We start from the raw sequence: 11,468 nt of genomic DNA on the forward strand, positions 1-11,468 counted from the left end.
AAAAAAAAAAAGGACACGAGCTGAACGGTGGGGGGGGCGGTGGGTGGGGGGGAGCGCCCTGCCCCGGGGGGGGGGGGGCACCCCCCCCAGGAGCGGCCGCCGCCGGCGAGGGGGACCGGCATCATGCTTCTTCGCCACAACAAGCCAGCCCCCCACATTGGATCGTAGTGAATTTGAGTTAACCTGACTTCCCTTGCCTCTGCCGAGCGTTCCATGTCCGACTTGCTCGACCGTTACCCGCTCACCGCGGGCACCTATCACGAACTGCTGGACGCCAGCGGCGCGGTGCGTGCCCATTGGCGACGCTTGTTCGATCACCTGCAACGCAGCACGCCCGCACAACTGGCCCAGCGCCAGGCGTTGTTGACGCGCCAGATCCAGGAAAACGGCGTCACCTATAACGTCTACGCCGACCCCAAGGGCGCCGACCGCCCCTGGGAGCTGGACCTGTTGCCCCATGTGCTGGCCGCCGAGGAGTGGCAGCAACTGTCGGCCGGCATCGCCCAGCGTGCGCGCCTGCTCAATGCGGTGCTGGCCGACCTGTATGGCCCGCAGCGCCTGATCAAGGAAGGCTTGCTGCCCGCCGAACTGGTGTTCGGGCATAACAATTTTCTGTGGCCGTGCCAGGGCATCCATCCGCCCGACGGTGCGTTCCTGCATCTGTACGCGGTCGACCTGGCGCGCACGCCGGACGGCCGCTGGTGGGTCACCGCCGACCGTACCCAAGCCCCATCGGGCGCCGGCTACGCCCTGGAAAACCGCACCATCGTGTCCCGCGCCTTCCCGGACCTGTACCGGGATATGCAGGTGCAGCACCTCACCGGTTTCTTTCGCACGCTGCAGGAAACCCTGGCGCGTCAGGCCCCTGGCGATGACCAGCCGCCACTGATCGTGCTGCTCACGCCGGGGCGTTTCAACGAAAGCTATTTCGAACACCTGTACCTGGCGCGCCAGCTCGGGTACCCCTTGGTAGAGGGCGGCGACCTCACCGTGCGCGACAGCACCGTGTTCCTGAAAACCCTTAGCGGCCTGCGCCGGGTGCACGCGATCATGCGTCGCCTTGATGATGATTTCTGTGACCCGCTGGAGCTGCGCACCGACTCCGCGCTCGGCGTGCCGGGCCTGCTCGACGCCGTACGCCAAGGCAATGTGCTGGTGGCCAATGCCTTGGGCAGCGGCGTGCTGGAGTCCCCGGGGTTGCTGGGCTTTTTGCCCAAGATCAACGAGTTTTTGTTCGGTGAAGCCTTGATCCTGCCGTCGATTGCCACCTGGTGGTGCGGCGAAGCGCCGGTGCTTGCCGAAGCCTTGGAAAAACTCCCGGAGCTGCTGATCAAGCCGGCATTTCCCTCACAAAGTTTCGCCCCGGTGTTTGGTCGCGACCTTGACGACGAACAGCGCCAGGCCCTGGCTGAACGCATGCGTGCACGGCCCTATGCCTATGTCGCCCAAGAGCTGGCGCAACTGTCTCAGGCGCCGGTATGGCACACCGTGAATGACCACCTGCAACACCGTGCCATTGGTATGCGTGTCTACGCCGTGGCCAGTGAAGACGGTTATCGGGTACTGCCCGGCGGCCTGACTCGCGTGGCGGCCGACGCCGATGCCGAGGTGGTGTCGATGCAGCGCGGCGGGGCGAGCAAGGACACCTGGGTACTCGGCGAACGTGTGCCGGGTGGCGAGCAGTGGCGCGCCCAACGCACCATTGGCGCCTATGACCTGGTGCGCCGCGATCCCTATCTGCCCTCGCGCGTGGTGGAAAACCTCTTCTGGTTTGGTCGTTACTGCGAGCGCTGCGACGACAGTGCGCGCTGGCTGCGCATTGTGCTGGCGCGGTATGTCGATGGCGACGATCCGCTGGCGTTGCAGGCCGCCGTCGAACTCGGCGAAAGCCTGCGCCTGTTGCCTGAGGAGGGCGAGCTGCCTGAGCGCCTGCTCGCCGCTTTGCTGGGTGATGACTGGCCTTCAAGTCTGCGCGCCAACCTGCAGCGTCTGCAGTGGGCGGCGTCCCAGGTGCGCGGCAAGTTGTCCAGGGAAAACTGGCAAGCCCTGGTGGAGCTGCAACGCGAAGCCATGGAACTGGAAAGCGACACTGCAGACTTTGGCGAGCTGCTCGACTTTCTCAACCGCCTGGTGATGTCCCTGGCGGCACTGTCCGGTTTTGCCCTGGACGACATGACCCGCGATGAAGGCTGGCGCTTCTTGATGATGGGCCGGCGCATCGAGCGTCTACAATTTCTGAGCAGCAGCCTTGCGGCGTTCCTGCGTGGCGTGGCGGTGTTTGATCAGGCCGGGTTGGAATGGCTGCTGGAGCTGGGCAACAGCAGCATCACCTACCGCTCGCGCTACCTGGCGGTGCCGCAGTTGATCCCGGTGCTCGACTTGCTGCTGCTCGACGAGCAGAACCCCCATGCGGTGCTGTTCCAGCTCAAGTTGGTGAGCCGCACCCTGCGCCGTCTCAATGATGATTTTGGCGTGCCCCGTGAAACCGGGCTGGCGCCTTTGGTCGAGTGCATGGCGCGTTTTGACCTGGGCTGCCTGGAGAACGGCCTGTTTGGCGAAACCAGCGTGCGTGCCGCGCTGGACGGCCTGGCCGACCTGTTGCAAGCGGTGGCCGATGAAAGCGGGCAAGTGTCGGATCGCCTGGCGCTGCGCCATTTTGCCCACGTGGATGATGTCAGCCAGCAAACGGTGTCGGTGTAATGAGCGCGCGCTACCAGATTTTCCACGATACCCATTACCACTATGACAGCCCGGTGTCCCTGGCCCAGCAACTGGCGCACCTCTGGCCAAGGCCGTGCGCCTGGCAGAAGTGCACCTGGCAGCAGTTGGATATCAGCCCGGAACCCACCTCGCGCCGCGACGAACTGGACGTATTCGGCAACCCGATCACTCGCCTGGCGTTCGAACGGCCCCATGATGAATTGCTGGTGAACGCCGGGCTCACCGTGGAAGTGCTGGCGCGACCCGCTCTGGACTTCCAGCGGTCGCCGCCCTGGGACCACACCCGCGACAGCCTGACTTACAGCAGCCAGGCATTGAGCTCCGAACTGATCGAAGCCTGTCGTTATCGCTTCGAGTCGCCCTATGTCCATCTGAAGAAAACTTTCGTCGAGTTCTCCGAAAGCTGCTTCCCGCCCGGCGAGCCTTTACTGCTGGGCACGCAGGCATTGATGGAGAAGATCTTCAGCGAATTTACCTTCGATGCCGAAGCCACCCAGGTCGCCACGCCGCTGGTTGAAGTGCTGGAGCGCCGTCGCGGCGTGTGCCAGGACTTCGCTCACCTGATGCTTGCCTGCCTGCGTTCGCGGGGCCTGGCGGCGCGCTATATCAGCGGCTACCTGCTGACCCAGCCACCGCCCGGCCAGCCACGGCTGATTGGCGCGGATGCGTCCCATGCGTGGGTCTCGGTGTTTTGCCCGGTATCAGGCTGGGTGGATTTTGACCCGACCAACAATGTGCAGCCGGCGCTGGAGCACATCACCCTGGCCTGGGGCCGGGATTTCTCCGATGTGTCGCCGTTGCGTGGGGTGATTCTGGGGGGAGGCAGCCACGACCCGGAGGTGCGGGTGACGGTGATGCCGCTGGAATGAAAAACGATCATTCCCACGCTCTGCGTGGGAATGCCTGCTGTGACACTCTGCGTCACCCTTGCGCTGGCTTCAAGCCTGGTGCGGGACGCGGAGCGTCCGGGGCTGCATTCCCACGCGGAGCGTGGGAACGATCATTCAGTTGGGGCTTTCGGGGTTTCGGTCTCGTCAGGTGCCGCTTCACCTTCGGCATCCGGGTTCAGCGCGCCGGCTTCTTCCTCAGCAGCGGCTTTCTTGCGTTGCAGCTTTTCCTCTTTCTTCTGTTCCTTGGCCAAGTCTCTCTGACGTTTGGCGAAGGAGTAATTAGGTTTGGCCATGGGCGATCCTCTAGGGTCGAAGGTGAGGGTGGGCGGCGCGCAGCTGCCTCGGGTCGTCATGGTAGCAGCTTCGGGGGGGCGTTTGCTTTCACTTACCGCAGGCGTAGGCAGCCAGGAGGCCGTTGAACAGGTGATTGAGGTGCATGGCATGAACTCCCGTGAGTGATGTGCCGATCATAATCAGGGTGCGGCAGTTTGGCTGGTTGATTGTGTTGATGAAGCTGATAGCCTAAAGTTGTATACAATCTGTTGATTCAGATCATAAGAACTCAAGCCTGATTGAGGCACCCTTACCGCAATCCGCGTTTTTAAAACCCTGCCTTGGAGATTCACATGTTTGCCAAACTCGTTGCTGTTTCCCTGCTGACTCTGGCGAGCGGCCAGTTGCTTGCTGCAGAGTGCAAGGTCACTGTCGACTCCACCGACCAAATGTCGTTCAACACTAAAGAAATCACCATCGACAAGAGCTGCAAGCAGTTCACCGTTGAGCTGACTCACTCGGGTAACCTGCCCAAGAACGTGATGGGCCATAACTGGGTGCTGACTACCGAAGCCAATATGCAACCGGTGGCAACCGACGGCATGGCTGCGGGGATCGACAAGGATTACCTGAAAGCCGGTGATGAGCGCATCATCGCCCACACCAAGATCATCGGTGCCGGCGAGAAAGACTCGGTGACCTTCGACGTCTCCAAGCTGAAGGCCGATGAGAAATACAGCTTCTTCTGCTCGTTCCCAGGCCACATCTCGATGATGAAAGGTGCTGTGGTCCTGAAGTAAGACCGCGTTACCGTTCATCGCAGGCAAGCCAGCTCCCACATTCGACCGCATTCCCATGTTGGAATCCGGTCAAGTGTGGGAGCTGGCTTGCCTGCGATGGCGATCTGACAATCAATGCAAAACCATCGGGTTCACCTCAAGGCGCAAACGGCATCACCCGCTTGTGCTCAGTCTTGCGATAGGTCTCGCAGATAATCCTGAACGCCTCCTCACGCACCGGCTCCCCCTGCAGGAACGCATCGATCTCGGCATAGGTCACCCCATGTGACGCCTCGTCCGGCTTGCCCGGCGACAGGTCTTCGAGGTCAGCGGTCGGCACCTTCTCCACCAGCGATTCCGGCGCACCAAAGTGACGGGCAATGGCCCGCACCTGATGCTTCACCAGCCCGCTCAACGGTGCCAGATCGCACGCGCCATCACCGAACTTGGTATAGAAGCCCATCACCTTCCTGCCCCCCAAATAGTGCCCAATCCGCTGTGTCTGCTAAGCAATTAACTGATTTTTCCGATGTGCAGATTCTGCATCTGCCCAAAATGGCAGCTCGTCGATTTTCATCACTCCCAACCTCCGCCCAAATTCGGTCGCGGGGGCGCAGCTTGGATAGGGCATAATGTCCTAGTTCGCAAGATGCCCGCGACCCTCCGGGCAGTTCTGACCGATGTTCGATGAACCGCAATGGCTAGCAGTAGTCCGATAGTTCATCGCTCGGCGTGGAGCTTCCGATGATGCTTCCCTTGATCGCAGATGTCAGGACAAAGCTGCATCTTGCCGATCTCGATCTAGACATTTCTGGAGGAACCATGGTGCAACGTTTGAGAGTGGTAATGGCCCAGCTGAACATCCGCGTTGGGGATGTGTACGGCAACGTCGAGAAGGTCATTGAAGCAGCCCGTAAGGCCCGCGACGACCTCAACGCCCAGGTCATCGTTTTCCCTGAGCTAACCCTTTGTGGTTATCCTCCAGAGGATTTGCTCCTTCGCTCCAGCATGCAGAGCCGTATCGAGAAGGCGCTACAGCAAGTTAAGGATGCAGTTAAAGGCATCGTTACAGTAATCGGCTTCCCATGGGTCGAGGATGGAGCACGCTATAACAGCTGCGCTGTAATCTCGGACGGCGAAGAGCTCGCCCGCTACAACAAGCAGCGTCTGCCGAACTATCGTGTGTTCGACGAGAAGCGATACTTTGAGTCAGGCAGCGGCCCTTGTGTGGTCGAACTTTTCGGCGTACCGGTCGGTATCACCATCTGTGAGGACATTTGGTTCTCCGAGCCTCTTAAGCAGGCATGTGATGCCGGTGCTCAAATTATGCTCACCCTCAACGCGTCTCCGTTCCATCGTGGGAAGCAGGCTGAACGCGAAGAACTTCTAGCCAAACGCGCCAGTGAATGCTCAATCCCGATGATCTACGTCAACCAGGTAGGTGGTCAGGACGAGCTCGTCTTTGACGGCAATAGCTTTGTGGTGAATGGCGACGGAAAGGTCACTCAACGCGCCCCTGCTTTCGAAGAGGGACTCTTCGTAACGGAGTTTGAGATCAAGGAGGGTGCCTTGGTGCCGGTTCCAGCTCAGACCACCGAACTTCTGAGCCTGGAGGCCAGCGTTTACAAGGCACTGGTAGCGGGAGTTAAGGACTACGTGCAGCGTAATGGTTTCAAAGGGGTTGTGCTGGGCCTTTCGGGTGGTATCGACTCGGCGCTGGTGCTTGCTGTTGCTGTTGATGCGCTGGGCGCAGAAAACGTCGAAGCCGTGATGATGCCTTACCACTACACGGCCCAGATGAGCCAGGACGATGCGAAAAAAGAAGCCGACATTTTAGGCGTGAAGTACAGCGTACTGCCCATCGCATCCATGGTAGAAGCATTTCTATCAACGCTTGCGCCAATGTTCGAAGGTCTGGGAAAGGACACCACCGAGGAAAACCTCCAGGCGCGGTGTCGCGGCACGATGCTGATGGCGATCTCCAACAAGAAGCGGTATCTCGTCCTGACCACCGGTAATAAGAGTGAGATGGCTGTGGGGTATGCGACCTTGTACGGAGACATGGCTGGTGGCTACGACGTCCTGAAGGATGTGCCGAAGACTCTGGTATTCCGCCTCTGTGAATACCGCAACACCCTGGGCTACGTTATTCCGCAACGCGTCATTGATCGTCCACCTTCTGCTGAGCTTGCTCCTGATCAGAAGGACGAAGATTCCCTGCCTCCATACCCAGTCCTTGATGAAATCCTTCGCCTGTACATCGAGCAGGATTTGTCTGCCGATGCGATCACCGAGAAGGGCTTCGACAAGGAGGTGGTGAGGAAGGTAATTCGTTTGGTCGACCTGAACGAGTACAAGCGGCGCCAGGCTGCAGTTGGCCCACGTGTGACCGAGCGTGGCTTTGGCCGTGACCGCCGATATCCAATTACTTCTGGCTGGAGCATTGGAGATTAATAGCTTCGGCAGATGATTGAATATGCTAGGGGCGCCGTTGCGCCCCTTTTTCTTTGCCTGGTGCGGTTTCGCTAAAGTTTGAAAAACTTTTCTTTCTTCGTCAGTTCTAGGATAGTGTTTTCTTTAATAAACTTTTTGTCAAAGCTACCCAATTTGTCATTCAATATGGCTACCACAGTCTGAATTTTTTTCTCGTTTGCGAAGTTGAATAGCTTGATTAGTTTGTCTTCATCGACGACTTCTAGATAGTCTTGGACGGTAAATGCTGGAAGCTTTGATTTAAACTTATTTAAAAAATAGACATAGGACATGTCGAATGCCATAGCTGCAGCCCGAGGAACGCCGTCGCCAGTATTGCGTTCTTCGTTGACGATTGTAAAATCTGCCTTGCCATTCTGGCTAGGGGAAACTAGAAGTTCGTTATGATGGGTGATGAACAATCTTTTGGTAATGTCGGCATATGCCTCATTGAAAACATCAAGCTTAGAGTTTAGGTCTGAGTAGTGGACTGCAATACTACGCTTCACGTCTTCGGATGTAGTTTCCAAATCCGCAATCCTGTTGCGAGAGACCTCTACCTCGCTTATGACATAGGCAAGCCTGCCTCGAGCTTCTCGCAAGTCTTGCATCTGTTTTTCAACCAGCATCAAACCACTGAAGTGACTATCTCTGGAAAGATCTTTAACCTTGCTTTTTTCCTCAGTCAGCAGTCGTCCTAAGCTCAATCTTAAGCTATCGAGCTCATCTGCCGTTTCGATGGACATTTCTTCGACATAAGCAGCCTTACGGCTCATAATCGAGTTATGAAATTCGATTGTTTCTTCCAGGGTTTTGCTTAGGTCTGGGACTAATGATTTAGCTTCATTGTAAAGGGAGGTGATCTCATCTACGTTGACCTCTACTAAACTGTTCTTGTAGCGATCAATTGTTTTTTTATTGTAGTAAAGCTTTGTTTCCAAGTTAACAATGCGTGATGTTAAAATGGCTACGCTTCTTCGAGATTCACGGAGTTGTGAGATCGCATAGCTTTGAGATTCAAAGATGTCATATTCATCCTCTTTTACTTGAAGGTCAGCTATTTTTGAGTCGATCTCATAAAGATGTTCATGGCGGCCTTCCAAAGAAATACCCCCAAGCAATGTCCTGATGCGAGTGTCCTCTAGGAGTATTTGGTGCTCAATTAGATTGATCTGGCGAACGGAATCAATAAACTCAAAATCAAAAAGGTAGGCGTAGATCAGATCGTAATCATTGTCGCTTGTATATGTGTGCAGGTATTTAAGTGTGTTGTTGCTCGTGGCTCTATTGGTTCTGAAGAACTTGCTTCTTATTGAGTTGAACTTGGGATGTTCTCTAGTGTATCCAAACAGGCGTGGCAGTTCGCGAGTGAAAGCTGCGCGGCTTTTATATGTGACACCATCGATGGTGCTGATGGCTGTGATGCTCTCGCGTCGGGCGCCTATTTTTATTGAGAGCACTCGAGTGATAGTATGAGTAATAGAAGCGATCTTTACTATTAGCTCAAATTTTACATCGCCTTTAGTCAGAAAGCCTTTAACTCCTTCGTTTACCTTGTCGTTGTCCGGGTCTTTCCACAGTGGTTCGGAGTTCCCGCCCAAACAAAATGCCAAGGCTCGAAGCGATGTACTTTTTCCAATCTGGTTACCAGTCTCGCCCAGGTTGGTGATTATGTTCAGTCCTTCTTTAAAGTTGATGGTGCGTATCTCTTTGCTTCCATCAAATACAGATAGCTTAATTAGTTGCATAAAGAAATATCACCTTGCTTCGTGAGCTCTACACATCCAGTGATGTAAAGCCAATCGAGCGCATACAGAATGTAAGCAAAAGAAACGCGATCAAATTTTTCTTGATATTTTTCAAGAAGTGCAAGTGGGCTCATGGCGCCAAGATCACTAGAGTTTAAGACTATTAGTATCCGCCCACCAATGATGTAGAGGCTTTTAAGCGGGGAGCTGGTATTTTGAATGATCATTTGGGCGGCTCCAATATCTTGCAGTGAATGAAGCCATAGCAAACTATAAGCTGTCTGGCCCAATCAACTAGCTCAGATGGGGCGCCATGGAAACCGGTCTTGATGTCAACGATAAGTTCGGAGACTTTCAGTATGAGTTCATCCGAGCCTATCCGAGTTATATTGAGTTTTTGCTCAGGCGTAACTGGGCGCTCAGTCTGGTTCAAGAATAATTCGCGCCTTGCAGATTTGTACTTCTGGTTAATGGCGAAAAGAAATCTTTTTTGTGCGCCAGGTTCCTCGTCATCGATAGTCGAAATAAGATTTTCAATGAGCTCCATGTAGCCCACATTATCAACGATGACTTCTGAATACACCGAGACCCTATTGTACTCGATTTTTTCATCGACCCCAGGGTAGTCCAGTTCCACGTCTGGGATCTCATCATACGGAGTGTGAGTTGACACAATTTTAATCAGTAGTGGATTGAGCAAGGATGAGATTGCAGCAGTGGTTGCTGCAATCGTGACAGGCCCGCTTCCGTTGTTGACTACTGCTATGCCACCGTGTGTTGCCTCAGCTTCAAGCTTAGGTGGGAAGAAGCTCATGGCTTGTGTACAGTGACGCTACCGCTACCCGTAGAGGTGACCGCAGTGCCCCCGTTATCCGCCTTCGTAATGATTGAAGGCTTTCTGCTACACGCTTGCAAAATTATTAATAATACAAAGCAGAAGACACCGCTTCCAATGGAATACAGAAACAGCTTATAGATTGATTCGCTTGGCAAGCTTTTGAGCAAGTCTGACTTGAACCAACCGGCGTACAGTGAGTAGAGCATCGCAGCCCCCAGAGCTGCGAAGGTTCCACCTGCGCCTACGACGATCTTCAAGAAGCTGAACATTCCTTTCTCCATGGTAGTTGTTCACCCGGCACCGAGTGCCATCAGTGTGATGTTACAGATTTCACGTATTGCTCCACAAGGGCGCTCTAACTGCACAGCAGCTTTGGGTGTAGTAACTGCAGCCCAGAGGCCCCAGGTTTGCCAGATCCTCTGTAGGAGGCTGAGTACCCCGGTGTGGATGACCTCCCGCAAGGTTGAGTCCGAGGCTCTGCACGGACAAGGTTTCTCGTGCCGATGTCTCTCGATAGCTGCGCCTGGGCTACTGTCTCCGGGTCGAGATAGGACTCGCCAGAACGCTCTGCCTAGATTCTGGTGTGCCTAGGTCATGCGAGGGAGACGAGATCACTCGAGGCCGAGCAAAAGCGTTCATCGCGGCTATACTGCAATCGATGAATCTATGTCGCACGGCAACGTAGTGACTTCAACCCATGTTCTATTGAGGGATTTAGTATGCGTGAGCGTCTTGTCAATAAAATGATCGCTCATCTAAAGTGCGAAATAGACTATTTGCAAGCTGAAGCTTTGTCTGCAAGTTTAGCTCGTGATGAAGCACGATGCCGTAAGGCTCTCCGGTTACAAACGAATGCCATTGAGTATCTGTTAAAAGCAGTTGACGCTAAGCGCAGGATTTTAATGTGGCGTTGAGTTAGTCAGTAACTAGCAGTTGGCGACCGGCTTTACTCAGGTGTAGAATATTATTGGCTACAAAGAAGTTTAGGATTACCCCTGATATGAGCTTCCAGTTTTCATATGCGTCCCCACGGAAGTAGCCTGCATTGTGCATTTGCCATTCAGCATGGATGCGAGCACCTGAAATGAAGCTCGTTGATTTAGCCAGCGAGAGGCTGATATCGCCAAGGTCGAGGCTAGGGTTTTGATGCAGCAGGCCTTGCGTTAATGCGATGATGAGACCTGCATCAGTTTCAGCATGATCAATGTTAAGTGAAGCAAAGTATTTTGAAAGCAAACCACTCAGAAATTGTAATGATGATTCGTTGAGTGCGGAGCCAAGGGAGGCGAAATCCACATATACGACGCCGCCCGATTCCATGGTTGGGAACAGAGATTTATAAATCAACAGCTGAGAATTAGACGGTTGACGTGCTACATATTTTTCCTTGCATTCAAGTGCTGGCTTTTTCAGGGCTAATGAAATTTTTTCTTTACTTAAAACATCGATGGCGATAATCATTTCGCATAGCTGCGATGTAATACCTTTAGAAGCTTTTTCGGAAAACCCCATCTCTGTGCTCAGAAAACCTCTTAGGCCAGCGAAGTCGTCCGAGCACAGATTGGTCGGATTAAATTCGATAATGGTGAGATATGCATCGAACATCGCAAGAACTTCAAGCATGCTCCATTGAGTAGTTTTTTCACAGGTAGCACAATGCTCTAACCAATCTTTAACCCCCTTGGGGGAGAGCGTGGAGAATCCTCGCATTTGAATCTGGCCCAAAGTCACCATGGCTGCTACCTGT

Annotated in this window: 9 protein-coding genes and 1 pseudogene; 4 read left to right on the forward strand and 6 right to left on the reverse strand. The window is 54.5% G+C overall.

Annotated features, from left to right (window positions below; genetic code table 11):
* The first annotated feature begins 213 nt into the window (after nt 1-213).
* Both GIV26_RS16740 and GIV26_RS16745 read left to right on the forward strand, forming a co-directional pair.
* Nucleotides 214-2,700, forward strand: coding sequence for a circularly permuted type 2 ATP-grasp protein (locus GIV26_RS16740; RefSeq protein ID WP_236281576.1), 2,487 nt, complete (start codon nt 214-216; stop codon nt 2,698-2,700).
* Nucleotides 2,700-3,590: a transglutaminase family protein gene (locus GIV26_RS16745; RefSeq protein ID WP_054896366.1), complete on the forward strand. Its 891-nt coding sequence runs from the start codon at nt 2,700-2,702 to the stop codon at nt 3,588-3,590. Before GIV26_RS16740 ends, GIV26_RS16745 begins: the two co-directional genes overlap by 1 nt.
* Before the next feature lie 131 nt (nt 3,591-3,721).
* On the opposite strand, the gene GIV26_RS16750 is transcribed toward GIV26_RS16745, so the two are convergent.
* Nucleotides 3,722-3,904: a hypothetical protein gene (locus tag GIV26_RS16750; protein WP_034125662.1), complete on the reverse strand. Its 183-nt coding sequence runs from the start codon at nt 3,902-3,904 to the stop codon at nt 3,722-3,724.
* A gap of 333 nt (nt 3,905-4,237) precedes the next feature.
* Between GIV26_RS16750 and azu the strand changes: the two genes are divergently transcribed.
* Complete coding sequence (gene azu / locus GIV26_RS16755) at nt 4,238-4,684, forward strand: azurin (protein ID WP_003188091.1); 447 nt, start codon at nt 4,238-4,240, stop codon at nt 4,682-4,684.
* Between the two features lie 136 nt (nt 4,685-4,820).
* Here the strand turns inward: azu and nadE are convergent.
* Nucleotides 4,821-5,132, reverse strand: a pseudogene (nadE, locus tag GIV26_RS16760) (NAD(+) synthase); the annotation flags it as partial.
* A 353-nt stretch (nt 5,133-5,485) separates the two neighbouring features.
* Here nadE and GIV26_RS16765 point away from each other — a divergent pair.
* Nucleotides 5,486-7,117 carry an NAD+ synthase gene (locus tag GIV26_RS16765; protein WP_177114428.1) on the forward strand — a complete coding sequence of 544 codons (1,632 nt, stop codon included), beginning with the start codon at nt 5,486-5,488 and terminating at the stop codon, nt 7,115-7,117.
* Between the two features lie 71 nt (nt 7,118-7,188).
* On the opposite strand, the gene GIV26_RS16770 is transcribed toward GIV26_RS16765, so the two are convergent.
* From GIV26_RS16770 to GIV26_RS16785, 4 genes are all read right to left on the reverse strand, one after another.
* Nucleotides 7,189-8,883 carry a DUF2326 domain-containing protein gene (locus GIV26_RS16770; protein ID WP_236281578.1) on the reverse strand — a complete coding sequence of 565 codons (1,695 nt, stop codon included), beginning with the start codon at nt 8,881-8,883 and terminating at the stop codon, nt 7,189-7,191.
* Complete coding sequence (locus GIV26_RS16775; RefSeq protein WP_060765754.1) at nt 8,874-9,110, reverse strand: ABC-three component system middle component 6; 237 nt, start codon at nt 9,108-9,110, stop codon at nt 8,874-8,876. The genes GIV26_RS16770 and GIV26_RS16775 overlap by 10 nt, the downstream gene beginning before the upstream one ends.
* On the reverse strand, nt 9,107-9,697 hold the full coding sequence (locus GIV26_RS16780) for a hypothetical protein (protein ID WP_060765755.1): 591 nt from the start codon (nt 9,695-9,697) through the stop codon (nt 9,107-9,109). Before GIV26_RS16780 ends, GIV26_RS16775 begins: the two co-directional genes overlap by 4 nt.
* 939 nt (nt 9,698-10,636) lie before the next feature.
* Nucleotides 10,637-11,455: a hypothetical protein gene (locus GIV26_RS16785; protein WP_236281580.1), complete on the reverse strand. Its 819-nt coding sequence runs from the start codon at nt 11,453-11,455 to the stop codon at nt 10,637-10,639.
* Nucleotides 11,456-11,468: the final 13 nt, after the last annotated feature.

Source organism: Pseudomonas sp. PA-1-3F (genome assembly GCF_021609665.1).
GTDB lineage: Bacteria > Pseudomonadota > Gammaproteobacteria > Pseudomonadales > Pseudomonadaceae > Aquipseudomonas > Aquipseudomonas paracarnis.

Coding starts and splice junctions, on each gene's coding strand:
- GIV26_RS16740 (WP_236281576.1), top strand. CDS start 214: ATGTCCGACTTGCTCGACCGTTACCCGCTCACCGCGGGCACCTATCAC.
- GIV26_RS16745 (WP_054896366.1), top strand. CDS start 2,700: ATGAGCGCGCGCTACCAGATTTTCCACGATACCCATTACCACTATGAC.
- GIV26_RS16750 (WP_034125662.1), bottom strand. CDS start 3,904: ATGGCCAAACCTAATTACTCCTTCGCCAAACGTCAGAGAGACTTGGCC.
- azu (WP_003188091.1), top strand. CDS start 4,238: ATGTTTGCCAAACTCGTTGCTGTTTCCCTGCTGACTCTGGCGAGCGGC.
- GIV26_RS16765 (WP_177114428.1), top strand. CDS start 5,486: ATGGTGCAACGTTTGAGAGTGGTAATGGCCCAGCTGAACATCCGCGTT.
- GIV26_RS16770 (WP_236281578.1), bottom strand. CDS start 8,883: ATGCAACTAATTAAGCTATCTGTATTTGATGGAAGCAAAGAGATACGC.
- GIV26_RS16775 (WP_060765754.1), bottom strand. CDS start 9,110: ATGATCATTCAAAATACCAGCTCCCCGCTTAAAAGCCTCTACATCATT.
- GIV26_RS16780 (WP_060765755.1), bottom strand. CDS start 9,697: ATGAGCTTCTTCCCACCTAAGCTTGAAGCTGAGGCAACACACGGTGGC.
- GIV26_RS16785 (WP_236281580.1), bottom strand. CDS start 11,455: ATGGTGACTTTGGGCCAGATTCAAATGCGAGGATTCTCCACGCTCTCC.